This window comes from Gordonia sp. L191, assembly GCF_030077625.1.
GTDB classification, from domain to species: Bacteria; Actinomycetota; Actinomycetes; order Mycobacteriales; family Mycobacteriaceae; genus Gordonia; species Gordonia polyisoprenivorans_A.
In genome coordinates this window covers 5,707,592-5,734,283 of the sequence record NZ_CP125996.1, presented here as the reverse complement: position 1 = coordinate 5,734,283, position 26,692 = coordinate 5,707,592, and the positions used below count along the sequence as shown (strand labels likewise).

The 26,692-nt window shown below is 67.0% G+C and carries 20 protein-coding genes; 12 read left to right on the top strand and 8 right to left on the bottom strand.

The features are described 5' to 3' along the window. Nucleotides 1-7 precede the first annotated feature (7 nt). A complete protein-coding gene (locus QNM97_RS25860; protein ID WP_283820928.1) occupies nt 8-1,087 on the top strand; it encodes an NAD(P)H-dependent amine dehydrogenase family protein in 1,080 nt (359 codons plus the stop codon). A gap of 276 nt (nt 1,088-1,363) precedes the next feature. Here QNM97_RS25860 and QNM97_RS25855 read toward each other — a convergent pair whose 3' ends face one another. From QNM97_RS25855 to QNM97_RS25845, 3 genes are all read right to left on the bottom strand, one after another. Then, nucleotides 1,364-2,476 (bottom strand): FAD-dependent oxidoreductase, encoded by a 1,113-nt coding sequence (locus tag QNM97_RS25855; RefSeq protein WP_283820927.1) that lies wholly within the window; start codon nt 2,474-2,476, stop codon nt 1,364-1,366. After that, on the bottom strand, nt 2,473-3,366 hold the full coding sequence (locus QNM97_RS25850) for a DUF1295 domain-containing protein (protein WP_283820926.1): 894 nt from the start codon (nt 3,364-3,366) through the stop codon (nt 2,473-2,475). Before QNM97_RS25850 ends, QNM97_RS25855 begins: the two co-directional genes overlap by 4 nt. Nucleotides 3,367-3,427: 61 nt before the next feature. After that, nucleotides 3,428-4,360 (bottom strand): oxidoreductase, encoded by a 933-nt coding sequence (locus tag QNM97_RS25845; protein ID WP_283820925.1) that lies wholly within the window; start codon nt 4,358-4,360, stop codon nt 3,428-3,430. A gap of 100 nt (nt 4,361-4,460) precedes the next feature. Between QNM97_RS25845 and QNM97_RS25840 the strand changes: the two genes are divergently transcribed. Continuing rightward, nucleotides 4,461-5,429, top strand: a complete 969-nt coding sequence (locus QNM97_RS25840) for an alpha/beta hydrolase family protein (protein ID WP_283820924.1) — start codon at nt 4,461-4,463, stop codon at nt 5,427-5,429. A gap of 138 nt (nt 5,430-5,567) precedes the next feature. Here QNM97_RS25840 and QNM97_RS25835 read toward each other — a convergent pair whose 3' ends face one another. After that, entirely contained in the window at nt 5,568-6,968 is a 1,401-nt protein-coding gene (locus QNM97_RS25835) for a styrene monooxygenase/indole monooxygenase family protein (RefSeq protein ID WP_283820923.1), read from the bottom strand. Nucleotides 6,969-7,385: 417 nt separating this feature from the next. Here QNM97_RS25835 and QNM97_RS25830 point away from each other — a divergent pair, with 417 nt between their 5' ends. Together QNM97_RS25830 and QNM97_RS25825 are read left to right on the top strand one after the other, a co-directional pair. Beyond that, a complete protein-coding gene (locus tag QNM97_RS25830) occupies nt 7,386-8,624 on the top strand; it encodes an acyltransferase (protein WP_283820922.1) in 1,239 nt (412 codons plus the stop codon). 335 nt (nt 8,625-8,959) lie between these two features. Next, nucleotides 8,960-9,637: an SGNH/GDSL hydrolase family protein gene (locus tag QNM97_RS25825; protein WP_283820921.1), complete on the top strand. Its 678-nt coding sequence runs from the start codon at nt 8,960-8,962 to the stop codon at nt 9,635-9,637. Nucleotides 9,638-9,665: 28 nt separating this feature from the next. Here QNM97_RS25825 and QNM97_RS25820 read toward each other — a convergent pair whose 3' ends face one another. Then, complete coding sequence (locus QNM97_RS25820) at nt 9,666-10,268, bottom strand: SanA/YdcF family protein (protein WP_283820920.1); 603 nt, start codon at nt 10,266-10,268, stop codon at nt 9,666-9,668. 134 nt (nt 10,269-10,402) lie between these two features. On the opposite strand from QNM97_RS25820, the gene QNM97_RS25815 reads away from it, so the two are divergent. The 6 genes from QNM97_RS25815 to QNM97_RS25790 all read left to right on the top strand — a co-directional run bounded on the left by QNM97_RS25815 (nt 10,403) and on the right by QNM97_RS25790 (nt 20,695). Beyond that, complete coding sequence (locus QNM97_RS25815) at nt 10,403-11,824, top strand: WS/DGAT/MGAT family O-acyltransferase (RefSeq protein ID WP_283820919.1); 1,422 nt, start codon at nt 10,403-10,405, stop codon at nt 11,822-11,824. Between the two features lie 186 nt (nt 11,825-12,010). Then, nucleotides 12,011-15,307 (top strand): heterodisulfide reductase-related iron-sulfur binding cluster, encoded by a 3,297-nt coding sequence (locus QNM97_RS25810; protein WP_283820918.1) that lies wholly within the window; start codon nt 12,011-12,013, stop codon nt 15,305-15,307. A gap of 209 nt (nt 15,308-15,516) precedes the next feature. Beyond that, a complete protein-coding gene (locus QNM97_RS25805; RefSeq protein ID WP_283820917.1) occupies nt 15,517-16,770 on the top strand; it encodes a pyridoxal phosphate-dependent aminotransferase in 1,254 nt (417 codons plus the stop codon). A 135-nt stretch (nt 16,771-16,905) separates the two neighbouring features. Then, the gene (locus QNM97_RS25800) at nt 16,906-18,609 is read left to right on the top strand and encodes an SDR family oxidoreductase (protein WP_283820916.1); all 1,704 of its coding nucleotides are present in this window, start codon (nt 16,906-16,908) and stop codon (nt 18,607-18,609) included. A gap of 11 nt (nt 18,610-18,620) precedes the next feature. Beyond that, the gene (locus QNM97_RS25795) at nt 18,621-19,541 is read left to right on the top strand and encodes a metal-dependent hydrolase (RefSeq protein ID WP_123931526.1); all 921 of its coding nucleotides are present in this window, start codon (nt 18,621-18,623) and stop codon (nt 19,539-19,541) included. A 14-nt stretch (nt 19,542-19,555) separates the two neighbouring features. Beyond that, complete coding sequence (locus QNM97_RS25790; protein ID WP_283820915.1) at nt 19,556-20,695, top strand: PDR/VanB family oxidoreductase; 1,140 nt, start codon at nt 19,556-19,558, stop codon at nt 20,693-20,695. Here the strand turns inward: QNM97_RS25790 and QNM97_RS25785 are convergent. Then, nucleotides 20,679-22,250 carry an MFS transporter gene (locus QNM97_RS25785; RefSeq protein ID WP_283820914.1) on the bottom strand — a complete coding sequence of 524 codons (1,572 nt, stop codon included), beginning with the start codon at nt 22,248-22,250 and terminating at the stop codon, nt 20,679-20,681. The two genes, QNM97_RS25790 and QNM97_RS25785, sit on opposite strands and share 17 nt — an antisense overlap. Before the next feature lie 105 nt (nt 22,251-22,355). Between QNM97_RS25785 and QNM97_RS25780 the strand changes: the two genes are divergently transcribed. After that, on the top strand, nt 22,356-22,964 hold the full coding sequence (locus QNM97_RS25780) for a TetR/AcrR family transcriptional regulator (protein WP_283820913.1): 609 nt from the start codon (nt 22,356-22,358) through the stop codon (nt 22,962-22,964). Nucleotides 22,965-23,023: 59 nt separating this feature from the next. After that, the gene (locus QNM97_RS25775) at nt 23,024-23,794 is read left to right on the top strand and encodes a MerR family transcriptional regulator (protein ID WP_208793092.1); all 771 of its coding nucleotides are present in this window, start codon (nt 23,024-23,026) and stop codon (nt 23,792-23,794) included. Between the two features lie 34 nt (nt 23,795-23,828). Here QNM97_RS25775 and QNM97_RS25770 read toward each other — a convergent pair whose 3' ends face one another. Together QNM97_RS25770 and QNM97_RS25765 are read right to left on the bottom strand one after the other, a co-directional pair. Further along, nucleotides 23,829-25,130 (bottom strand): hypothetical protein, encoded by a 1,302-nt coding sequence (locus tag QNM97_RS25770; RefSeq protein ID WP_283820912.1) that lies wholly within the window; start codon nt 25,128-25,130, stop codon nt 23,829-23,831. Between the two features lie 112 nt (nt 25,131-25,242). Then, the gene (locus tag QNM97_RS25765) at nt 25,243-26,679 is read right to left on the bottom strand and encodes a UDP-glucose dehydrogenase family protein (RefSeq protein WP_283820911.1); all 1,437 of its coding nucleotides are present in this window, start codon (nt 26,677-26,679) and stop codon (nt 25,243-25,245) included. Nucleotides 26,680-26,692: the final 13 nt, after the last annotated feature.

The window sequence follows — 26,692 nt, the reverse complement described above, 5'->3', positions numbered from 1 at the left end:
AGTCCCGATGAGCCTTCCCATCCGCGTATTCCAGGTCGCCACCGGCAATCTCGGCACCGAGACCATCGGGCGCATCCAGCGCCACCCGGATCTCGAGCTCGTCGGGCTGCACTGCTACACCGAGGACAAGATCGGCCGCGACGCCGGAGAGATCGTCGGCATCGGACCGATCGGAGTCCGCGCCACCGGGTCCGTCGCGGAGATCATCGCCGCGCACCCGGACGTGGTGACCTTCCACGGCGTCTTCCCCGACGAAGACCTCTACGTCGCCGTCCTCGAAGCGGGGATCGACGTCGTGACCACCGCCGATTGGATCACCGGCTACCACCGTGACACCAACCACCCGCACCCATCGGGGCGACGCGTCAGTGAGGTGATCGCCGATGCCTGCGCTCGTGGCGGGTCGACCTTCTACGGCACGGGGATGAATCCGGGGCTCTGCCAGATCCTCGGCATCGTCAACTCCGCCGACGTCGCCGACATCGAGAACATCACCGTCACGGAGTCGGTCGACGTGTCCTGCCATCACTCCGCGCAGACCTGGCGGGAAGTGGGTTATGGCCTGCCCGTGAATGATCCGCGTCTGCCGGACATGTTGTACAAATACACCGCGGTCTTCGCCGACTCGGTGTATCTGATGGCCGACGCCTTCGACCTCGAACTCGACGAGGTCACGTTCGGCTATGAGCTCGGCGCCTGCACGAAGGATGTCGACCTCGGGTGGTACCAGCTGCTGAAGGGCTCGCTGGGCGGCAGCTACATCCGGTATCAGGGCATGGTCGGCGGGGTGCCTCGCGTCGAGTCGCACCTGGAGTGGCAGATGACGCCACACACCGATCCCTCGTGGGACATCAAGGGCTGCTACCTGACTCAGATCCAGGGCGATCCCTGTGTCTACAACAAGCACATGATCTTCCCGCGGCCCGGCGTCGATCTCTCCGATCCGCAGAGTTTCGCGTCGATCGGGATGACGGTCACTGGAATGCCCGCGCTGCATGCGATCCGCGCGGTCGTCGCCGCGCCGCCCGGTATCGTCACCAGCGCCGACCTGCCTCTGCGCGCGTTCGCCGGACGATTCGCCGGGTGAGCGCCTCGCGCGCCGATATCGTCAGACAAGCACCATGCCCCGATCCTCATCGAGAATCGGGGCATGTCGGGTGATGTTCTACTTCACTCCGCTGAAGATGAACTGCAGCACAGCGAGCACGGTGTCGTTGGATTGAATCGCGTTCCACAAGATGTTGTCGATCATGGTGGCTCCCCCTTTCACGTGAGACAGGACCACAGAATACAGAACAAACCTGACAGTTGAACCTCGGACTGTAACGGTACGGACGCGATCGTGACGTCACCGATCGTGGTCTCACCGTTCGCGACGAACACCGTGGTAGATCCCGCGCCGCACGATGACCGGCCAGAGCACTCTCTCGACCGCCCACGCGGGGAATCGGAACGCGCGGCCGTTCGGCGCGAACACCTGCAGACCGTCGGTCTGCGGACCGAGTACCGATCCCCACCGTCGGTGTGGCGGTCGGTACGTCCGCATCCGGCCGCCCCGTAGATGGGCGCGGACGTTGTGGGCGACCAGCCGGTCGGCGCGGTTGCGTGCCGACGACCTCAGCGGATCGGTGGCGGCGACGTCGCCGACCGCGAAGATGTTCGGATACAACGGGTTCTGCAGGGTCGGCGTCACCTGCACGAAGCCGTCGTCGTCGAGCAGCGCAGTGGGCAGCCCGTCGGTGTTGGGGATGGCGCGTCCGACCGCCCACACCACGAGGTCGGCGTGCGCCGGGGGCTGGCCGGTGGTCCAGTACACCGTGCCCCCGTCGAGCCGGGTTGTGTCGACGTCGTCGAGGACGGCGCGATGGTCGGGGTGCAGTCGAACCCCTGCGCGTTCGAGTCGTCCGCCGACGGTGCGCCAGGTGCGCGGATGATGCGTCCGCAGCGGCGATGGGCCGGGAAAGTACAAGTCCACCTCGGTATCCGGGCTGTGGGCGGCAATGTTGGCGGCCGCACTGACCGCCGACGCCCCGCCGCCGACGACGATCACCGAGCGCGCCTGGCGGATCTGCCGATGGTGGTCGGCCAATTCCGCGGACACCTGCTTCTCGTCGCGGAACCGGGTGGTCCGCCAGAACCCGTTGGTGACGCCGGTTGCGATGACCAGGGCGTCATACGACTCGTCGAGGGTCGTGCCGTCGGGTCGGGCGACGGCGAGTCGCCGCACGTCGGGGTCCAGTGACGTGATGCGTCCGTGCACGATCGTGGTGGCGTCGAGCGCGCGATATCGCCGGTAGGGCAACGCATATTCGTGTGCCCACGCGTCGGGACGGGTCAACCGCATGCCGAGTTCCTGCCCGCTGATCAGGCCTGGTGCGACGGTGATCCCGACGACGTCGGCGTGACGTGCGAGGTGGATCGCCGTGAGGGTGCCGGTGTCGCCGAGCCCGGCGATCACTACCCGTGGCCCACTCACGCCGGATCGGTCTGCACGGTCAGTCGTGGTGGCCAGGGCACGAACTTCGACACCCGGCCGATCACCCTCGCATAATCGGGGCGCCGGTCGAGGCTGCGCCGTTCCATCATCGGAATGCTGGCGCCGAGGAACATCGCCAGCATCACCACCGCCCCGGCGAACATCCACCACGCGTCCGACGGAGCCGCCGCCACCCCGAACAACGCCAGCGACAGCCAGAATCCGAACTCGCCGAAGTAGTTCGGGTGCCGAGACCACGACCACACCCCGCGATCCATGACCGCTCCGGGCGGGGCCGTCGCAACGAACGCATGCAGCTGACGATCGGCGACGGTCTCCAGACCGAGCGCGGCCACCCCGACCACCAGCGCGACCGCGGTCAGCCACGGCACCTCGGTATCCGGTTGGCGCACTGCGACGTAGGCGGGCATCAGCGCGAGGAATACCTGCAGTGTCGGGATCAGATGGATCGCGGTGAGATCGACGACGACCTCGGCGCGCCCGGCCTGATCGCGCAGCATCGGGTACCGCCAGTCCTCGTGATGGAGCCCCGGAAATCCCTTGGCCCAGTTGACCGTCAGCCGGATCGACCACGCCACCACGAGCGCGGTGAGCAACCAGCAGTGCACCGCCGCGATCCCCGCGTCGCCGTCGACCCACCACCACACCACCAGCAGCGGCGGGATCACGCTCCAATAGGCGTCGTAGAAGCTCGAATTATGGTGCACCCGACTGAAGATGAAGATCACCAGCGTCGCGAGCACGTCGGCGATCAACGCGTCCAGCCACGGCATCGGCAGGTGCGGACCCCACAGCAACCAGACCAAGCCGACCACGATGGCCACGGTGTAGGCGATTCCGATACGCAGGAAGCCGGCTGATCGAGTCATCGGTCTGATCGTACGGGTCGACGGTCACGTCTACGGGTGAAATCGCCATCGCCCGATCGACCTACAGATCGACATGCACCCCGGTGAGCTTCTCCGCGCACTCCCATAGCTGCCGACCCAGTGCCGGGTCGGTGGCCTTCTCGGCCAACGGGATCTGGACCGGCGGACCACTGAACCCCAGGACGCCACGCGGGCCGTAGTACTGACCGCCGAGCACCGCCGGATCGGTGGCGGCACGCACGGTGATGAGCGCCCCGCCGGGCGCCTCCATGATGAAGGTGCGCCGCACCCAGCGCAGTGACGGCGTGGTGAACAACCATTGCAGGAGTGCGTTCTGATCGCGCATGACACCGGACTGTGTGGCGCCGGGATGCGCGGCCACCGACAGCGCACGATGCCCGGCGCGGGTGAGTCGCCGCTGCAATTCGACCGCGTACACGAGCTGCGCGAACTTGGCGCGAGAGTATGCACGCGCGGCGGTGAACCCCCGGTCCATGGTCAGGTCGTCGAAGTCGATGAGGCCCGCGCGATACACCTTGGAACCGACCGTCACGAAGCGCCCGGCCTCGGCGGCGGTCACCGCGCCGAGCAACAAGCCGTTGAATGCGTAGTGGCCGAGGAAGTTGGTGCCGAAGTCCATCTCGAAGCCATCCGCGGTGAGTTCGCGCCGCTGCCGCATCAGGCCCGCATTGTCGACGACGATGTCGATGACGGGGTAGTCGGCGCAGAGCTTCTCCGCACATTCCCGTACCGACCCAAGATCACTGAGGTCCAGGCGAGCGATGTCGAGGTCGGCGTCGGGCACGCTTGCCGCGATGGAGTCACGAGCCTCGGCGGCGGAGCGCGGATTGCGGCAGGCCAACACCACCCGCGCACCCAATCCGGCGAGCTGGCGTGCGGTTTCCAGCCCGATGCCGGAGTTGGCGCCGGTCACCACCGCCACCCGCCCGCGCTGCGAGGGCGCTTCCGCCAGACCCCAACCCCTACCGTGCATCGCTGCCCCTCCTGACCTGTTTTGTGCCCTTTGGGTATCACACAGCGGAAATGTCGGTGTCGGATGGGCGGTCCCGACGCGAGGGCGACACAATGTTGAGGTGCCCACCGAGCGCGTATCCCCGCCGCCGTCGCGTGTCGCGCGCGTGCGGTCGGCGCTCGCGTATGCGGTCGCGGCTCTCTGCGTCGTACTCGGGCTCGCGGCCTGCGCGGCCACCCACGACGCGGCACCACCCCCGGTGCCCGTGGCACCCGCCGGGCTCCGGATAGAACGCATCGACTACCCGGTCCCCCACCCCGATCCGACTCAGAACTGGATGGATCTGTATCTCCCCGACCGTCAGCACCTGGGCCGGATACCGCTGGTTATCCTGATCCACGGCGGCGGGTGGGGCAAGACCATCGGCGCTGGCAGCTTCAACGTCTTCGCCGCCACCGTGGCCGACCGCGGGGTGGCGGTACTCAACGTCGAGTACCGGCGTGTGGGCAGCGGCGGTGGCTGGCCGACCACATTCTCCGACGTCGCCGCCGCAGTCAACGACATCCCGGCCGTGGCCCGCGAATACCCGATCATCGACACACGACGATCCGTGGTGGTCGGTCACTCGGCAGGCGCCCAGCTCGCGGTGTGGACCGCCACCCGCGATTACCGCAGCGTCGACGCTCTCGGTGTACCGGTGAGATATCGGCCCGCGGTGGCGATGTCGATCGCCGGTCCGCTCGACATGCGTCGTGCCGCGGCGCTCGGCGATCGCAATGTGGTGCGCGTGCTCGGCGGCTCACCGCAGCGGGTACCGCGTCGGTACTCCGCTGTCGACCCGATCCAGAACCTCGACCCGCAGGTCCCGGTGATCGGGCTCGTCGGCAGCCTCGACACCACCGTGCCGGCGATTCTCACCCAGGATTACGTCACCGCGGACACCGCGGCCGGCGGCAACGCCCGGCTCATAGTCTTTGCCGGACAGACACATTCGTCGATCGTCTCGCCGTCGTCGAGAACCTTCGATCGCCTCGTGGACGAAATCGTCGCCGCGGTCGGCCTGACGGCGCCGGCGCACGACGACCGCTGATCGAACGCGCCGCATACGAATACAGATTCCACGTGAGCGGACCCTCGACCCCGGAAATCGGGGTTTTTCGGCCAACTTGGTGGAATCTGTATTCGTATGGCACAACCCCGGCGGTCCAGAGACCACCGGCGATGTCGCTCAGGCGGGGACGGTCTCCTTCTGCTCGGGAGCGGCGCTGAACTCCCCGGCCGGCGTGAACCGGGCCAGCACATCGTCGGCTGGCTCGCCGGCCACGGCGGAGATGAAGCCCAACACGTCGTCGCGAGACTTCAACGACAGCAACGGATTCGGGTCGGACAGCAATCCGAACAAGGCGGAGGCGATGTCGGTGTTCACCGCCGCCGCCGGGAACGCGAGCTCGAGGTGGGTGGCGAAGTCCGGATCGCCGAGGTACAGGCGGGTGACCTCGGTGGCCGCGTGACCACGCCGCTCCCAGTGCTTTTCGAACTCGTTGATCAGCCAGTTCTCGTCGAGGGCGGCATTCGGGTCGTCGGCCAACCGGGCGCGAGCCGCCTTCACCAGTTCGGCAACCTGGATGAGGGTGTTCGCCGCACCCTGACCCGCAACCGGGTCGACGGCGATCGCGGTGTCACCGATGGCGGCGACCACATGACCACTCGCGGTGTGTCCGACGGCCTTACGGACCGTCGGGGTCACCGCGCCGGTCAGCCAGGAGTACGGATCGGACTCGATCACCTGCAGTTGCGAGACCACCGGGGCGTCCTTCGGGAAGAACTTCTCGAAGATGTCGAGGACGGTCTGGCGTGCCGATCGTGCGTCGACGACGTTGTCGATGAGCGGGGCCCACTGCCCGTCGGGCTTGGCGAACACGATGAACGACCACGTCGATCCGGCATCCTTGTGCAGAAACGGGCCGACGAAGATCTCCCCGTTGTCGCTGTCGAGATTGAACAGCGAGTGCTTTCCACCCTCGCGTGAGCGGTAGGCGAAGGTGTCCGGGCCGTGGTCGACACCCTCCAGCGTCACCTGCAGAAGCCGACGCTGCGGCTCGCGATAGTGCGTGCGGGACTCGTCGACCTCGAACAGCGCCGACAGCCCGCCCTTGCCGGTGGCCACGAGGGTGACGTCGTGGGCGCCGGCGATCTCGTCGAGGCGAGCGGCGTCGATATGCCCCACCTCGAAACGCCCGCCACGATCCAGGAAGCGACCGAGCCGGTCGTCGGCCCGCAGGCGCAGATCCACCGCCTGCGCCACATAGCCGTAGTCGGGATTGAATGCGAGCACATCGGCGCGCTCGTCCCCGTCACCCGCGTGCAGGCGAACGCTGATGCCGGTGGTGTTGCCGACCTCGTAGAGATCTTCGATGATCTCGGCGTCGGACTCCCGCGGCTTGCCGAACAGCACGCCCACCCCTGTCGGCGGAACCTTGTCACGGAGTTCTTCGCGGTTGCGGTCGCTGTAGAGGGTGACCTCGAAGCCGGCGTCGGCGAACCCCAGTGCCGCGCTGGTCCCGGCCAGTCCGGCGCCGACGATGGCCACCGACCTCTTCGATGCGCCCTCGTTGTGCTGATCTGTCATGTGTTGTCCTCTCCCTTATGTCCTCGTGGTCCGCCCGGATTCGGCTCGCGGATCACGCGTCGCGCGTCGCCGGGGCAGGCAGGCGCGAGCCAGGGTGCCGGGTTCGCTGGATCGGCAACAGGATTTCGTTCAGTGCAATCCCATCGGTCGCCTACAGGGAACGATGACGTCAGGACGACGCCAATCAGGCGAGTAAATGTCGGATTCGCGAAATTCATGTGACATTGTTCACTTGGGAACGTATGTCCAGAATTGTCTCAGCGACCCGCAAGGTGGCGCTGATAGTGTGACTTTTGATCACGGATAGATCACGACGGTCTTCGGATGCGACGGCGCATCCGCACGTCGGCCGTGTCGCGGACCACCCCGCGCAACGTGGCGATCATCCGTCCCGAGCAGCCGTTCGAGAGTTGAGGAATGACGACAGCACTCACGCGCGCGACCACCACCGGCGTGCACACGCAGGCACCTTCGGCCTCCGCCCCGTCCGTCGGGCAGCGCTCCAAGCGGGCCTATCTGCATCACGTCGACTTGATCCGCGCGACGACGTTCTCCCTCGTCATCTTCGTACACTGCCTCACCCAGACCACCGACGAATTCACCAGCCTGCCGGTCAACACCACCTCGATGCTGTTGCACTTCACCCGCAACACCTTCTTCGCGCTCACCGGCTTCGTGCTGATGTACCAGAACTTCGACAAGCGTGACTTCTCGACGCTGTCGTTCTGGCGTCGGCGCATCAAGCTCGTCATCTTCCCGTATGTGATCTGGTCGTTCATCTACTGGGTCGTCGAGGACATGTGGGTACACGGACGGCTGCGTGAGGTCCCGACGAGCCTCAACGAGTTCGGCAAACTCGCGATGTGGGGCCTCTCGGGTTTCCAGATGTACTTCCTGTTCGTGATGTTGCAGGTCTATCTGCTCTTCCCGCTGGTCCTGTGGCTGGTGCGCGCCACCGTGGGCAAACACAAGTGGGTGCTGCTGGCCAGCCTCGCCGCACAACTCGCGATCACCGTCACCATCACCTACTGGGAGCCGCCGGCCTCGGTCGCCACGTACTGGTGGCACAACTACGCGACCTTCATCCCGTACCAGTTCTTCATCTTCTACGGGGCAATCGCCGCGGTGCATCGCGAAGAGATCGGACGCTGGCTGTCCGGTAAGGGCTGGTGGCTGTTCGGCGCGTTGCTGGCCACGGCCGCCCTCGCCCTGGGCACGTACCTCTACGGGGTGTGGTACGACGGAAAGCCGGTGCACGACAACAACTCCGCGTTCTACCCCGCGCTCGTGCCATTTCTCGTCGTGGCGATGACCTGCCTGTATGCGGCGGCCGCGCACTGGGGTGAGCACTGGCGCGAGATGACGCCGCGGTTCGCCCGCGCGGTGTCGTTCGCCTCCAACCGATCCTTCAGCGTGTTCCTCTGCCATGTTCTGGTGTTGTTCTTCATCCTCTACCCGCAGATGAACGGCCGGCCCGCGATGCTGGTTCTCATCGGCGAGCCCTGGAGTACCTTCGTGGTCTACCTGCTGACCCTGGCCGGTTCGTTGCTCCTCGTCGAGATTCTGCGTCACCTTCCCGGGTCGCTCTACGTCACCGGGCGCCCACGATTGCCGATCCCGATGCCGTGGCGCCGGGACCGCGCCTCGCAGAGCTGACCGGACGCACCGCGAACACCACGGCCGACGACGCCGGCAGGTAGCCGGTCCGGGCGAGGCGCGCCGTCCACACAGCCACGCGAAGGCACAATGGCTGTGTGACGTCATCGGGGACACACCACGCCGGTCGATACCTCGTCACGCTCTTGGTGATCCTCACGGGTCTCGTCGCGGCTTGCGGCGCGCCCGACCCGGCAGGCCCGGCATCATCGTCGGATGGGTCGCCGTCGGGCAGATCGCCGTCACCATCGGTGTCACCGACGAAGAAGTATGTGGCACTGGGAAGTTCATATGCGGCTGGACCAGGCGGGACGCAGCTGACCGACAAGCGGTGCATGCGCTCGGCCGACAACTATCCCAGCCTGGTCGCACGACACCTCGCACTCGCACTCACCGATGCGAGTTGCTCGGGCGCCGTCGTGGCCGACGTGGTCGACCGCGCCCAGCCGGGACGGGCGAGTCGACCGCAGATCGACGCCCTCACCCCCGACACCTCGCTGGTGACCGTCACGGTGGGCGGCAACAACGTCCACTACGTCGGACGAGTCATGGCCTACAGTTGCCAGGCGGTCGGCCCGGTCGTCGGAGTACGACCGGAACATTGCAATGCCAAGCCGTCCCCGCCTCCGGGTGCGCGCGAATTCGCCCATCTCACCGACGATCTGGTTCGCATGCTGCGTGCGATTCACCAACGTGCGCCGCGGGCGTCGGTCCTGTTCGTCGACTATCTCCCGCTCGTCGACGGCACCCAGTGCGGCCAGTTGCCCTTGACCACCGAGCAGCAGACCGAGACCGAGGGGGTGTATCGCGGGCTGAACGCCGCCATCGCGACCGCGTCGAGACGCGGCGACGCACGCGTCGTGGCGGTGTCGACGGCCGGGCGAGACCACGGGGTGTGCTCGCCCGACCCGTGGCTCTTCGGATACCAGGGGTCGGCCCCTTATCACGAGAGTCCCGCGGGCAAGGCCGCGATCGCCGAGATGGTGTCCGAATCAGCCCGCAGCACAGCCTGATCGGCACTGCAGAACCAGATCGGCACAGTCACCATCCCGTCACCGCCGTCACCAATGCCCTCGGGCGCGCAAGCAGCGCCTCACGGATCACGTTGCGCGCCTGCGTGATCACCGAGCACTCACAGCGCGCATCCACCCCGATGGCGTCGACACCGAGACTGCGGCACAACGCAATTGCTCGCGGAACGTGGAAGTCCTGCGTGATGAGCACCGGACGTTCGACGTCGTACACCGTGTGCAGGCGTCGGCAGGTGTCCGCGGTATCGAACCCCGCAGGATCGTCGACGATCACCCCCGACGGCACACCCCGCTGTTCGAGATAGGTGCGCATCACCGCGGGCTCGTCTCCGGCATCGGCAGAACCGTTGCCGGAGTTGATGATCCGCGCGACCACTCCGGATCGGTACAGGTCCAGCGCGGTGTCGAGTCGGCCCCGTACATAATCACCGGGCTCGCCGTCGGAGACCAGCGACCCGAAGACGACAACCGTCGAGCCTCGCGGTACCCGATCCGGCGCCGGCACACGACCGTGGGCGGCGACGAACACCCATGTCGCCGAAATGGTGACGACGAGTTCGACGACGATCAGCACCACCGGGATCGCACGCCGGGCCGCGCTCCGCAGATCCACCAGCCCACCGTAGCCCGGCCCGCCAGCACCCGGGACCTTTGGCCTGCGTCGATGGATCTCGTGTGGGCGCCTGCCGCAAGAGGCGGTAGTGTGATCCCAGCCACAGTTCGAGTCAGCAGGAGGGGGTGGCCCGCATGCCGTACATGCCGATCACGGAATCGATGTTTCTCATCGCCGAGACCCGCGAGCAGCCGATGCACGTCGGAGGGCTGCAGCTGTTCGTCCCGCGCGAGGGCCAGTCGTCGAACGAGCTGGCCGAGGAGATGGTCGAGCGGTTCTACGCCTGCACCGAGCTGCATTCCTTGTTCCGCAAGCGCCCGGCCAGCCCGGCCAGCGTCATGGGATATACCGCGTGGTCGTTCGACGAGGAGATCGACTTCGACTACCACGTGCGTCGTGCGGCACTGCCCCGGCCCGGCCGCGTCCGCGAACTGCTGCGTTACGTATCGCTGCACCACAGCGCGCTGCTCGATCGCAATCGTCCGATGTGGGAGGTGCACATCGTCGAGGGCCTCGACGACGGCCGCGTCGCTCTCTACACGAAGATCCACCACTCACTCATCGACGGCGTCTCGGCGCTGCGGATGCTGCAACGGACCCTGTCCACCGATCCCGGCGACCGCAACGGGTCGGCGCCGTGGGATCCGGCACTCTATCGACGCTCGCGTAAACCCAAGGCGCCGAGCCCCTCCCGCATCCCCGGCCTGTCGGGCGCGATGGGGCTGACGGGTGCGGCTCTCGACGTCGGCGGACAGCTCGTCGGCATGGTCCCCGCCACCACCAAGATCGCGTGGACGGCGATGACCAACAAGGATTTCGCCGCGCCGTTCCGTCCGGCACCCAAGACGATCCTCGACGTCCCGATCGGTAGTGCACGCCGGTTCGCCGCCCAGCAATGGCCCACCGAGCGCCTGCGGTCGGTCGCCCAGCAGCTGGAGATCACTCTCAACGACGTCGTCATCGCCATGTGCTCGGGTGCGCTGCGGTCCTACCTCATCGACCGCGACGCCCTGCCGTCGTCGCCACTGATCGCTGCGGTTCCGGTCTCGATGCACCTCGGCGGACCCGACGGCAAGGACGGCAACTCCATCACCGCGATCCTGGCGAACATGGCCACCGATCAGCCCGATCCGGAGCGCCGGCTGCACACCCTGGTGAATTCGATGCGCGAGTCGAAGAAGGTGATCCGCGGACTCGCCCCGCTGCAGGCGCTCGCGTACGGCGCCGCGACGATCGCATCGCTGGCGTTCGCCACCATCCCCGGCTTCGTGCGCTACACGCCGCCGCAGTTCAACATCATCATCAGCAATGTGCCGGGTCCGAGCGAGCACATGTACTGGAACGGGGCCCGCCTCGACGGCGTCTATCCGGTGTCGGTGGCCATGGAGGGCCTCGCGCTCAACATCACCGTCACCACGACCGCCGAGCACGTGAACTTCGGCCTGATCGGCGCGCGTAAGGAATTGCCGAGCCTGCAGCGGCTGCTCACCCATCTCGACACCGCCCTCGAGGAACTCGAGAAGGTCGCGAATGTCACACCCGCCACTACTGACTAGACAGTAAGTTACCGGCGAGTATTCTCTTTTGGACAACCCCGGAGACCGACCGAACGTTACTTAGGTCAGCCTTGGCAGCGCTTGCACGACCTCAGCAATTACGGTTACCCGTAGTAGACGTCGGACCCCGCGCACGTCAGCCCGCGCCGGAAGGTCTCTAGACAACCAGAGAGGGGCCGTGACGCCGTGAATGCCACGACGATCACCATCGGCACGATTGCCGCGGTCATCAGCCTGTTCTGCTGGGCGTTGTTCCTGCGAGGCGTGTGGACAATGGTCCGCGCCATCGCACAGGGCCAGCGCGTCGACAGTTCACGCTACTTCCCGATCCTCCCGCGACTGTGGACGATGCTCAAAGAGTTCGTCGGCCACACCCGGATGGTGAAATTCCGAACGGTCGGCTGGGCGCACTGGCTGGTGATGTTCGGCTTCCTCATCGGCGCGATCTTCTGGTTCGAGGCCTACGGGCAGATCTTCGACCCGCACTTTCACTGGCCGATCATCGGCGCCTGGAACATCTACATCTTCGCCGACGAGGTCCTCGGCCTCGGCACCGTCATCGGCATCACCGTGTTGATGATCATCCGCCAGCTCAATCACCCGCGGGTACCCGAGCGCCTGTCGCGCTTCTCCGGCTCCCGCTTCGGTGCCGCGTACTTCGTCGAGTGGGTGGTGCTGCTCGAGGGTCTGGGCATGGTCTTCGTCAAGACCTTCAAGATCTCGGCCGGCCTCGAGAATCCGCCCATCTGGACCTCCTTCTTCACCCACTACTTCGCCCAGCTCTTCGAAGGGTCCTCGGAGTACTGGGTCACCGGTGCCGCGGTCATCAAGCTGATGAGCGGCATGATCTGGCTGGCCGTGGTGGGCTCCAACATCGACTGGGGTGTGGCCTGGCACCGCTTTGCCGCGTTTTTCAACATCTATCTCAAGCGCGAGGCCGACGGCGGTGTCGCACTGGGTGCGGCCAAGCCGATGATGTCGGCGGGCAAGGTCCTCGACATGGAGACCGCCGACCCCGACGTCGACGCCTTCGGCGCCGGCAAGGCCGAGGACTTCTCCTGGAAGGCGTGGCTGGACTTCACCACGTGTACCGAGTGTGGCCGTTGCCAGAGCCAGTGCCCGGCATGGAACACCGGAAAACCGTTGAGCCCCAAGCTGCTCATCATGTCGCTGCGCGACCACGCGCAGGCCAAGGCGCCCTACCTGATCGCCGGTGGGCGCACCGACATGGGTGGCGACGAGGTGGGTCTCGTCGACGCCGACGGCAATCCCGACGAGGCCAAGCTCGCCAAGATCCCCGAGGCCGCGCGCGCCGAGGCCGCCCGCAAGCTGGTCGGCGAATCGGCCGGCACCGGGGCGATCGACGGTGAACTCGGTGCGGTCATCGACACCGAAACCCTGTGGAGCTGCACCACCTGCGGAGCGTGCGTCGAGCAGTGCCCGGTCGACATCGAGCACGTCGACCACATCATCGACATGCGCCGCTACCAGGTGCTCATCGAGTCGGACTTCCCGACCGAGCTCGCGGGCATGTTCAAGAACCTGGAGAACAAGGGCAACCCGTGGGGCCAGAACTCCTCGGCGCGCACCAACTGGATCGACGAGATGGACATCGAGATCCCGGTGTTCGGCCAGGACGTCGAATCGTTCGAGGGCTTCGAGTACCTGTTCTGGGTGGGTTGCGCCGGCGCCTATGAGGACCGCGCGAAGAAGACCACCAAGGCCGTCGCCGAGCTGCTCGACATCGCCGCGGTGAACTTCCTGGTCCTCGGCGAGGGCGAGACCTGTACGGGTGACTCGGCTCGCCGCGCGGGCAACGAGTTCCTGTTCCAGATGTTGGCGCAGCAGAACATCGAGATGATGAACGAGGTCTTCGCGACCGCTCCGCAGCAGCGCAAGAAGATCGTCGTCACCTGTGCGCACTGCTTCAACGCGCTGGGCAACGAGTACCCGCAGCTGGGCGCAAAGTACGAGGTCGTCCACCACACGCAGCTGCTGAACCGCCTGGTTCGGGAGAAGCGTCTGGTCCCCGTCGCACCGCTGGGTGAGGGCGTGACCTATCACGACCCCTGCTATCTCGGTCGCCACAACAAGGTCTACGACGCCCCGCGCGAGCTGATGGCGGCCTCCGGGTCGAACCTGCGAGAGATGCCGCGACACGGCGAACGATCCATGTGCTGCGGCGCCGGTGGCGCCCGCATGTGGATGGAAGAGCAGATCGGCAAGCGCATCAACATCGATCGGGTCGACGAGGCACTCGACACCCTCGGCGACAAGATCGGCGGCGACGTCCCGCAGAAGGTCGCCACCGGTTGCCCGTTCTGCCGCGTGATGCTCACCGACGGTGTGACCGCCCGGACCTCGGGCACCGAGAACGAGGGCAAGGTCGAGGTCGTCGACGTCGCGCAGTTGCTGCTGGAGTCGGTCACGCGTGGGGCCCCCGAGGTCAAGCGGGGTGGACGTTTCCTCGGTCCGATTCCCAAGCCCGCACCGGAGCCGGAGCCCGAACCCGAGGAGGAGAAGGCTCCTGCCGCGGCCGCCGCATCTGCGGGTGCCACGACCGAGGCCAAGCCGAAGCCGAAGGTCGGCCTCGGCATGAAGGGCGGCAAGAAGCCCGGCGCCGCCAAGGCCGCTCCAGCGGATTCGGGTGAGACCGCCTCGGGCGAGGCCGCAGCCGCCGAGAAGAAGCCCGCCGCCAAGGGATTCGGCATGAAGGGCGGCAAGAAGCCGGGTGCCGCCGCGAGCTCCGCCCCGGCGCCCGCTGCCGACGCCGGCTCAACCGAGACCGGCTCAACCGAGACCGCAGCTGCCGAAAAGAAGCCCGCCGCCAAGGGATTCGGCATGAAGGGCGGCAAGAAGCCCGGCGCCGCCGCGAAGTCTGCGGCACCCGCACCGGCCGAGCAGGAGTCGTCGGCCGCCGTCGCCGACGCCGCCACCGAGTCCGGTGAAACCGGCGGTGCCCCGAAGAAGGCGGCCGCCAAGGGCTTTGCGATGAGTGGCGGCAAGAAGCCCATGAAGAAGCCCGGGGGCGCCGCAAAGTCCCCCGCGCAACCGAATGCGGCCGCTGCCGACGCCGGAGTGACCGCCCCCGCGGAAAACCAGGTGGACGACGCCGAGTCCGCGCCCGACGCCGCGGCGACCGCCGACACGGAGTCGGCCGGCACGGCGAATGCAGTCACGCAGGCGAGCACCGCCAAGGCCAAGGGCTTTGGCATGGCCGCAGGCAAGAAACGCCCCGGAGCGAAGACTGCCGCCGCACCCGCCGCACCCGCCGCACCCGCGACAGCGCCCGAAGAGACGTCGACAGCGCCCGCTGAGGAGCCGACGGCGCCTGCCGAGGACGAAACCCCTCCGGCGTCGTCCAACGGATCGGCGTCGAACGGCTCTACATCGGACGATCGGACGATCGGCGAGGTCGGTGCGTCGAAGGCCAAGGGCTTCGGATTGGCCGCGGGCAAGAAGCGACCCGGTCACCGGTCGTGACGATCGACGCCTGAAAGCTCCGCTCGCAACGAGCCCGCCCGGTTGATTCCGGACGGGCTCGTTGCTTTCGGCTCGTCGAAGGGCGCTGTCGACGCCATGAGGAGCGCCGTCGGCGAAACAGAGGGCGCTGTCGGCGAAAGGAAGAGCGCTGTCGGCGCACTCAGCAACCCCGAGAAATCGATTTGCCTGCGGCTGCGACAATTGAACCCGTGAGTAGGCCTTACGTATCCCACCTGAACCAGAACCTCAAGCCGCTCGAGCAGTCCCTGAAGCTGCAGAACGTGTGCTACGAGATCAGGGGGCCGGTGCACGCGCACGCGGCCCGGTTGGAGGCCGAGGGCCACCGGATCATGAAGCTCAACATCGGCAACCCGGCACTGTTCGGCTTCGAGGCCCCCGACGTCATCATGCGCGACATGATCCACGCCCTGCCCTACTCCCAGGGGTACTCCGAGTCCGCGGGCGTGCTGTCCGCCCGGCGGGCCGTCGTGACGCGCTACGAGCTCATCCCCGACTTCCCGTACTTCGACGTCGACGACGTGATCCTCGGCAACGGTGTCTCCGAGCTGATCACGATGACGATGCAGGCACTGCTCAACGACGGCGACGAGGTCCTCATTCCCGCACCGGACTATCCGCTCTGGACCGCGATGACCGCACTGTCCGGCGGTCAGCCAGTGCATTATCGGTGCGACGAGAGCAACGGCTGGAACCCCGACATCGAGGATGTCGAGGCCAAGATCACCGACCGCACCAAGGCACTGGTGATCATCAATCCGAACAACCCGACGGGCGCGGTCTACTCACGCGAGGTGCTCGAGAAGCTCGCCGACATCGCGCGCAGGCATTCGCTGCTGATCCTCGCCGACGAGATCTACGACAAGATCCTCTACGACGACGCCGCCCACACCAACATCGCCTCACTGGCCCCGGATCTGTTGTGCCTCACCTTCAATGGACTTTCCAAGGCCTACCGCGTGTGTGGTTATCGCGCCGGCTGGGTGGTCCTCACCGGCCCGAAGGAGCATGCGCAGGGCTTTATCGAGGGCCTCGGCATCCTCGCCTCGACGCGCTTGTGTTCCAACGTGCCCGGCCAGCACGCGATTCAGGTGGCCCTCGGCGGGTATCAGAGCATCGACGCCCTCGTCGAGCCCGGCGGGCGCCTGTTCGAGCAGCGCAACGTCACCTGGGAGAAGCTCAATCAGATCCCCGGCGTCAGCTGCGTCAAACCCAGCGGCGCGCTGTATGCCTTCCCGCATCTCGACCCCGAGATCCACGAGATCCACAACGACGAGCTGTTCGTCCAGGATCTACTGCTGCAGGAGAAGATCCTCGTGGTGCAGGGCACCGGCTTCAACCTCGACGACCACAACCACTTCCGGATCGTCACCCTGCCGTGGGCACGTGAGCTCGGCGAGGCGATCGAGCGGATCGGCAATTTCCTCTCCTCGTACCGCCAGTAGCAACCCGCAGTCACAGGTACCGACACACCGACGTCGGAGCCTCGGACGTCGGTGTTCTCGTATGCAGAGCCTGCCCATTGGCTATTCCTGTAACCGTTGGTAACGTGTACTCCCATCCAGGGGATCGAGGAGTCGATGGTGAGTTGGAAGCGGCGCAGAAACGTCAACAGCGCAGGGGTGAACCTCGCACTGTTCGAGGCGGTCGCCGACGACGGCACGGCCACCGCCGACGATGCGCCGACGATCCTTCTCGTGCACGGCTGGCCGGATACCCACGTGGTGTGGGACGGCGTCGCCGCCCATCTGGCCCGTCACGCACGGGTCTTCGCCTATGACACCCGCGGCATGGGTGACAGCGATCGCCCGCTGCCGGTGTCGGCGTATCGGATCGAGAATCTCGCCGACGATCTGTTCGCCGTGGCTGCCGCGGTCAACCCGGGCGGCAAGGTCCACGTCGTCGCGCACGACTGGGGGTCCATCCAGAGTTGGGAGGCGGTCTCGCGCAGCGGCGCCGCAACGCAGATCGCGTCGTTCACCTCCATCTCCGGACCGAGCCTCGACCATGTCGGAGCGTTGTTGCGCCACAACATCACTCACCCGACGCCACGCAATCTGGGCACCTCCATCTCGCAGATGGTCAGTTCCACCTACATCGGCCTGTTCCATCTGCCGCTGCTGCCTCGACTGTTCCTCGGAGTTCTCGGCTCCCCCCGGGTGTGGCGTGAGTTCCTGCACCTGATGGACGGCACACCGCGCGACGCGATCACCACCGCCGCGACGCTGCGCCGCGACATGAACTCCGGGGTCCGGTATTACCGTGCCAACATCGGTCGGCGCCTGCTGTTCCCGTCACCGCGCACGGTCGCGGTACCGGTTCTCGAACTGCTCAACACCCGCGACTTCGCGATCCGTCCGGCGACATTCTCGACCACCCACCGCTACGTCACCCGGCTGTGGCGCCGCGACGGCGCGACCGGGCATTGGCTGCCCTCGACGCACCCCGCCTACATCGCCGAGAATGTGCGCAACCTCCTCGCCACCCTCGACGGTGATCGTCTCGTCCCCGAGAGCTTCACGCGAACACGACGTTTCGGTCCCGGCCAGGCGTTCACGGGCCGGCTCGCGGTGATCACCGGAGCGGGCAGCGATATCGGTCGCGAAACGGCACGGGCCCTCGCCGAACTCGGATGTGACGTCGTCCTCGCCGATGTCGACACCGCAGGCGCCGAGGAGACCGCCCGCCTGTGCAAGGAAAGCGGTTCGGCCACAGCGGTGTATCACCTCGACGTCGCCGACACCGACGCCTTCATCGAGTTCGCGAAGGACGTCGAGCGTGAGCACGGGATCCCCGACATCGTGGTGAACAACGCCGCGACCAGCCTGTCCGGATCGTCGCTCGATGCCACCGACGAACAGGTCGATCGGTTGTTGGAGATCGACCTGCGCGGTGTGCTCACCGGGTGCCGCGAGTTCGGCCGGCAGATGGTGACACGCGGAACCGGCGGCCACATCGTCAATCTCGCGTCCGCGGCGGCCTTCACCCCGCAACGGGGGCTGGGCATCTTCGCCGCAGCCAAGGCCGGGGTGTTGCTCTACGGCGAATCGTTGCGCGCAGAGCTCGCCGAGCATCACATCGGCGTCAGCACCATCTGCCCCGCCGTCAGCGACGCACCGGCCCCGGACGAGGTCGCCGCACAGATCGTCGCGGCGATCCGCGCCGACAAGGCCGTGGTACCGGTGGCCCCCGAAGCCCGGATCGGTTATCGCATCTACCGTTTCACCCCGTGGATCTCGCGTGTCATCGCCCGACGTCAGGACGTCGGCGCGACGCGCCCGTGAAAGGAACGACCATGCCTGCCCACGCCCATTCCATCAACGACTCCCGCGAGCCCGCCGACGCCGACGGGTCCGACCCGGGCCCCGTCGAACTGCACGCCCGCAACGTTGCTTTCGACTGGACGCAGACACCACTGCACTGGATTCCCGGACACCCGGTCGCGTCGAACTTCATCAGCGTGCTCAATCTCCTTCTCCCAGAGGGAGAACGATGGTTCGTCCAGACCTACAACGAGGCACTGCCACTGGTGCGCGACGACGAACTCGCGGCGACGATGCGCGGATTCATCGGCCAGGAGGCCATGCATGCCGAGGCCCACGACCACGTGCTGTGGGAGTTCCTCGACCACCACGGCATCGATCCGCGCCCGTTCTGTCGGCAGATGGAGTGGATCTTCCGGAAGTTGTTGGGGCCACTGGAGAAAGCCACTCCGGCGGCACGCCAGAAGCACCTCATCGAACGTTTGTGGCTGATCGCCGCGCTTGAGCACTACACCGCCATCCTCGGTGACTTCGCGCTCAACAACACCTGGGTCGAGCACGGCGCCGACCCGGCGATGACAGATCTGTTCACCTGGCATGGCGCGGAAGAGGTCGAACATCGGGCAGTCGCTCACGAGGTCGCGGTGTATTTCGGCGACAGCTACCTGCGTCGCGGGCGGGCCATGTTGGTGGCACTGCCGGTCTTGCTTCTACTCGTCAATCGTGGGTTCCGGTTCATCATGAAGTCCGACCCGACGATCGACTACAACTTCTTCCAGCGCGAGTACCACTACTTCCGCGGCGTCCGGGCCGGGGTCCTGCCGAAGATGTGGAAGATCGTCTTCTCGACCTTCAGCTACTTCCGTCCGGGGTTCCACCCCAACGAAATCGGTTCCACCGCACAGGCCGTCGCCTATCTGGCGGCCTCACCGGCGGCCCGGAACGCGAGCTGAGGAGCCGCAACGAAATGAACCAGCGCGCACATCCCCACACGACGACGTTGACCTCTCCGCCACCGCATCTCTACGGGCGCTGGCGCCACGACCCGTTGCTGACCGTCGGCACGGCCATCTCGAAGATCTGGTGGCCACTGTGGCGGCCGTTGTCGCCGCTGCACGACACCGTCGCCGACAACGGCATCACCGTGGTGCGCATCGTCGGCCGTGAGGTGGTCGCCGAGGACGAGAACGTCGTCGCGCTGACCTTTGCCGACCCCGACGGCGGACTGCTGCAGCGCTGGCACGCCGGAGCACACCTGGATCTGCTGTTGCCCTCGGGCCGGATGCGTGAGTATTCGCTGTGCGGCGATCCCGCCGATCAGTACACGTATCGCATCGCCGTGCGCCGTATCCCCGACGGCGGCGGCGGATCGATCGAAGTGCACGACACGCTGAAGGTCGGCGATCTCCTCTCGATCAAGGGCCCGCGCAACGCATTTCCGATCTCTCTTCCGGGTCACGGCTCCGCGGCGACCAAGCTGCGGTTCATCGCCGCGGGCATCGGCATCACTCCGATCCTGCCGATGCTCGCCGCCGCCGAACGCTTCGGTCTGGACTGGTCGATGATCTACACCGGCCGCTCCCCCGAGTCGATCCCGTTCCGTGACGAGGTCGCACGCTTCGGCGACAAGGTGACCATCCGCACCGACGACGCCGACGGACTGCCGTCGATGGAGGCGCTCCTCGGTGACGTCGACCCCGAGACCGGTCGTGCCCCATCGGGTCTCGCGGTGTACTGCTGCGGTCCGGTGCCGATGCTGGAGAGTCTGCGCCGACATCTGGCCGACCGCCCCGACATCGAGTTGCACTATGAGCGATTCACCCCGCCACCGGTGGAGAACGGCCGCGAGTTCACCGCGACCATCGCCTCCACCGGCGCCGAGATCACGGTCGGTGCAACCGAATCACTACTGTCTGCTGTGCAGCGCGAGATCCCGTCGGTGCCGTACTCGTGTCGACAGGGCTTCTGCGGAACCTGCAAACTCGGGACCCTCGCCGGGGCGATCGACCATCGCGACAACATCCTCACCGAGCCCGAGCGCGCCGCAGGCCAGATCCTGACCTGCGTCTCACGCGCCCAGGGCGATCACCTCACGCTCGATCTCTGACCAACACGTCGTCGGCGGTATCACTTTCGGCAGCAATGGAATCCGCGGAGCGCATCACACCACGCGGCGCTCCCCGTAACAGCGCTGCTGCGGCCACTGCCGCGGCCGCGGTGATGGCCACCGCGACCCACACCGCCGAGTGCAGCCCGTCGACGAAGACGTCTTGCACGGCCGCGCGCATGGCGTCGGCCGCGGCGCCCGGCGCCCGCCCGGCGACCTCGACACCGGCCATCACCGACTGTTCGGCGATGGCGCCCGCCGCGTGGGGAACTCCGAGTGCGGCAAGCTTGTCCCCGACCCCCGAGGTGTACACCGAGGTGAGCACCGACCCGAGCACCGCAACCCCCAGCGTGCCGCCGACTTCCCGCGTGGTGTCGTTGACGGCACTGCCCGCACCGGCTTGTTCGGGCTTGAGCGCATCCATGATCAGTTGGGTACACGGGCCGGAGATGAACGCCAATCCCATGGCCATCAGCGACATCGACCAGATGATCAGTTCCCAATAACCCGAAGTGCGCGTGGAGAATTCGACCAGGGCGAAGCCTCCGGCCATCAGTAGCGCTCCGGCCACCACCACCGGCCGCGGCGAGAAGCGATGCGCCAGCGTCATCGCGACCGGCGAGAAGACGGCCATCACCACCGCGAACGGCAGTGTGCGCACGCCGGCGTCGAGCGGGCCGTATCCCTTGACCGCCTGGAAGAACTGGGTGATGAGGAAGATGAATCCGAACAGCGCGAAGAATGCGACGCTGACCATGCCCGCGGCGGTGGCGAAGTGGCGATTGGCGAAGAGCCGGACGTCGAGAATCGGGTGTTCGATGACGAGTTGGCGCCAGATGAACAGGCCGATCACCACCACGGCAGCGGCGAGACCGCCGACGGTGCGCGGATCGCCCCATCCGAAGTGCGGGCCCTCGATCAGCGAGTAGACCAGCAGGCCGAGGCCGACGATCGAGAGCAGCAGACCGCCGATGTCGAAGCGGGACACCGTCGTCGGACGTGTTCCGGGTACGACGGCGAGGATGGCGACCGACGCGATCACGCCCATCGGCAGGTTCACCCAGAACACCGACGACCAACTGAAGTGCTCGAGCAGCCACCCACCAAGTACCGGGCCGATCGCGACCGCCACGCCCGACGTCGCCGCCCAGACCCCCACGGCCGCAGCACGTTCGCGCCCCTCCGCGAAGATCGTGGTGATGAGGGCAAGGGTCGCCGGAAAGACCAGTGCGGCAAAGAGTCCCAGCCCGCCACGGGCGCTGATCAGCTGTCCCAGGGTCTGCGACTCGGCCGCGAGCGCCGAGACGGCGACGAATCCGGCGATGCCGAAAAGCAGCATCCGGCGATGCCCGTAGCGGTCACCGAGATATCCGCCGGTGACGAGGAGGCCGGCAAACACGAGGGTGTAGGCGTCGACGATCCATTGCAGTCCGGAGATGCCGGCGTCGAGATCGCGCGACATGGTCGGCAGCGCGACATTGACGATCGTGTTGTCGATCATCACGAGTAGTTCGGCGAAGCACAGGGCGCCCAGCGCCCACCAACGAGTCCGCATCACACGTCCTTTCGGAAAACGGCCAGAGGAGTTCTGTGACGACGATCCATTGTTGTAGCACGTTGTTCTACCCAAGAAGAACACTGTTCTAGTAGGTTGTCAAACATGGCCAGTCCCTCGACGCCCGGTCCTTCGACGCGCACTTCCTCACCCCAGCGCCGCACCCCTGCCACCGAGGTTCGCGCCAATCTGATCCGCGCCGGGCGTCGCATCCTCGAGACCGACGGGGTCAACGGCCTCACCGTGCGGGCGGTCGCGAAGGCCGCGGGAGTCGCGCCGATGGGGGTGTACAACCACTTCGACGGCAAAGAAGGGTTACTCGACGCCCTGGTCAGCGATGCCTTCGTCGAGTTGGGTCGGGTGGTTGCCACCACCGAGGCCGACGCCACCGAGCGATTGGCCCACAGCGGGCGGGCCTACCGGCAGTTCGCCCTGGACTACCCGATGCTCTACGCGCTGATGTTCTCCGCGGACTGCGATCCGTCGACCGACGCCGCCCGGTCGGCCTTCGACGCACTCGCCGACGTCATTCGATACGGCCAGGTCGCCGGGGTGATCCGAGAGGGCGACCCGCTGGGGTTGGCCATGCAGGTGTGGTCGTGCGTCCACGGCGCGGTCAGCCTCGAGTTGGCGGACTCGGGCCCACCGTTCATCGACTCCGCACAGAACTACGCCGCAGTGATTGCACTGATCGCACGCGGACTGCGTCCCTGAACTCTCGCAGTTCGCCGACCTGGCCGAACGTCGAGGCCCATCTGAGAGAATGTGCAATCGTGACCGAATACCGGATTGACGACCTGGCGCGCGCGGCCGGGACGACCACCCGGAATGTGCGCGGGTATCAGGATCGGGGCCTGCTCCCGCGACCGCTCCGACGCGGGCGCATCGCCATCTACACCGATGCCCACCTCAAGCGCCTGAAGGTGATCAACGACCTGCTCAAGCGTGGTTTCACGATCCGCCACATCGGCGAATTCCTCACCGGGGTGCAGCGCGGCGACGACCTCGCCGACGTCCTCGGGTTGCGCGAGGTGGTCTCCGAACGGTGGTCGACGACGCAATCGGCGACGGTGAGCGCCACCGAACTCGCGGAGATGCTGCACACCACCGACCCCGACAACATCGCGCGACTCACCGAGTTCGGCCTCATCCGCCCCGATTCCGACGATCCCGATCCCCAGGGGTACGTGATCCTCGACCCCGAAACCGTCGCCGGCTACGGCCGTCTCGTCGCACTCGGTCTCACGCTGAGCCACATCCTCGACGTCCACGCCGAACTCGATCGCGCGATGGATGCCGCTGCGAACACCCTCATCTCCGCGGGCCGGCGCCAGGTGACGCTGGGGCACGCCGACGGGTGGATTCCGCAGACTGCCGAGGAGTCCGAGAAGACCACCCGGCTCCTCACCGAACTCCGTCGCTCCGGCCAGGTTTCGGCGCACAACGCGCTCGACCGCGCACTCGACCGGGACATGGCACGCCAGCTCGCCGATTACCTCGACGCCGCACGCGAATCCGGCCAGGATCCCGAGCTCGCCGACTGACCTGAGAGCGCAGAACTCGCCGAGCTCGCGCGCCTCACGGGATGACGATGGGCGGGCGACCGGGGATCGGGATGGTCAGCCGGGGCGCGGGTCGCGGCTGAGCCCGACGCGGCGGGTTGTTGGGGGTGCGCGAGTTGGTCTGGACCGGCGGCGGAGGCGGCGGCGTCGTGTAGACGACCGCGGGTTGACGCGCCTGCACCAGATCGGACGGGTCGGCGAACTGTGCCGGCGAGGTAGGCGTCGACGACGTCGCGGCGGCCTGCTCGGTGGTCGTCGAGACCGCGGCCGCGGGGGGCGACGGTGCGGGCGAGCTACCAGCGGACGACACGGCCATCGCGGCCCCGAAGACGAGCAGCACCCCGGCGACCGCACCACCGAGCAGCCACCGCGGACGCGAATACCACCGGCGATCTGCCGGGTGAAGTTCCGAACCGACAAGCGCGTCGTGGTCGTCGAAGAGGGAATCCTCGAGAAGTGGATCGTCGCGGTGGGGATGATCGCTGCCGTGTAGTACCGGAATCTTGTCGGTCACCGTGAGGATCTCCTCGGTGACGGCGTCGGCGACCTCCGGCGTGGACGGCTCGGCGGGCGCCCCTGGGGCAGTCGACTCAGCGGCAGGCGGCTCGGCGGCAGGTGGCTCGGTGGCAAGCCCTGCGGCGATCGGTGCGGGCTCCACGACGCTGACGACGTCACCACTGACCGGGCCGGGAGTCAGGAAATCGCCGGACGGCGTCGGTGTCACGCCATGGGTCGGCGTGTGCAGGCTCGCCTCGTCGTCGACGACGATGACCGGCTTGCGGCGGGCGTCGGCGAGCATCGCGGGCAATCCGGGCCACTGCGTGTGGGTGGTGGTGAGCACGACGGGCGCCTCGGCTGCCCCGGCCTGGGCGAGCACGTCGTCGAGGTGCGCCGCAAGGTCGGCGACCAACGCGGCGGTGGCCACCTCGACGTCGCGTCGCGTCACGCGGAACAGTCGGACCTGCCGCTCGCCCATGATGAACGCGCCGCCCGACGCCGCGAGCCGGGTGCGGGCCCGGCCGGCCAGTTTGCGGAGTTCGTCGCGCCACTCGTCATCGGTGGGGCGGTTGACCCGGCCGACCGCAACAAGGTGGTCGGCGAGTGCGCGGTCGAGCTCGCGCGGCGTGATGTCGTGCAGCGGGGGTGCGGCCAGAAGTACCTGGTCATCGACGGTGTCGGCGACCACGATCACCGCTCCGGTGACGTCAAGGTCCACGACCGCGGCGACATGCGCGCCGAGGGTGGAGACCCGCTGCCGGACCGGCTCGGTGAGAGCCGCGTCGATCACGCGGGTTGCGGTGTGTGACTGTTCGATCATCGTGGGTGACATTCCTGCGGTCGTCGGGGGCGCTGCACTCGTCGACCGATTACCCCGGTCGAACCGGGATGAATCCCGGTCGCCCGGACGCCCCCCCTGCGCCCATCGATTGTCAAGTTAGCATGTGACCGCGTCGTGACCGGACCGATGCGAGGGCGGTCATACGGTCGGCGGGACCGGCGACCCCCGCCGATGCGGTCACCGGCGATGGTCGGCGGACCTCGCCGCCAAGGGCTCGATACTCCCAACCGGCCGCCCGCCACTGCGCCGCCGCGAGGCATCGGCGGCCGTCGACGATGACGCGTTGCGCGACGACGCCGTCGAACTCATCAGGGCTCATGTGGACGAATTCGGCCCATTCGGTGGCCAGTGCGAGGACGTCGGCGTCGACGGCCGCGGCGCGCGCAGTGTCGGCGAAGTGCAGCATCGGGTACATGCGACGCGCGTTGTCGGAGGCCTTCGGGTCGAAGACCGTCACCGACGCACCCCGCAACGCGAGTTGGCCCGCCACCGAGAGAGCAGGCGAATCACGGACGTCGTCGCTCTCGGGTTTGAATGCGGCGCCGAGGATCGCGATGTTGGCACCGATGAGATCACCGGGGCAGGCGTCCTCGATCAGATCGACCATCGCTGCGCGCCTGCGCATGTTGATCGCGTCGACCTCGTGCAGGAAGCGCAAGGTGCGTCCGGCACCGAGCTCCTCGGCGCGTGCCATGAACGCGCGGATGTCCTTAGGGAGGCAACCACCGCCGAAACCCAAGCCGGCGTTGAGGAATCGTCGACCGATCCGGTTGTCGTAGCCGATGGCGTCGGCCAGGGCCGAGACATCGGCGCCGACGACCTCACACAATTCGCTGACGGCATTGATGAACGAGATCTTGGTCGCCAGAAAGGCATTCGCGGAGGTCTTCACCAATTCCGCAGTGGCCCAATCAGTGGTGACCATGGGGACGCCGGTGTCGAGGATCTCGCGATACACCTCGCCGATCACCGCAACGGCGGCACTCGACGACGGATCGTGCGCCGGATCGGTGCCGACGACGATACGATCGGGACGCAGGGTGTCCTCGACGGCGAATCCCTCACGCAGGAACTCCGGACTCCAGGCCAGTTCGACGTCGGCGAGGTCGCCTGTGATCGCCGCGATCTTCTCGGCGAGCTCGGCCGAGGTACCCACCGGGACAGTCGATTTCCCGATGATCAGGTGCTCCCCACGCACGAGCCCGGCGAGCGTTTCCACCGCCGAGAAGACATGCGAGGTATCGGCGCCGTACCCGCGCGCCTGCTGCGGGGTGCCCACGCCGACGAAGTGCACGTCGCCGTGGTCGGCGGCCGCCTGCATCGACGTCGAGAACTCGAGGCGGCCGGCGGCGATGTTGCGGCGCAAGATGTCGGAGAGTCCGGGCTCGAAGAACGGCACCTCACCGGCGCGCAGGCGGGCGACCTTCTCGGCGTCGACGTCGACCCCGAGGACGTCATGCCCGAGTTCGGCCATGCAGGCCGCGTGCGTCGCGCCGAGGTAACCACATCCGATCACGGTGAGCTTCATAGGAGTAGACGTA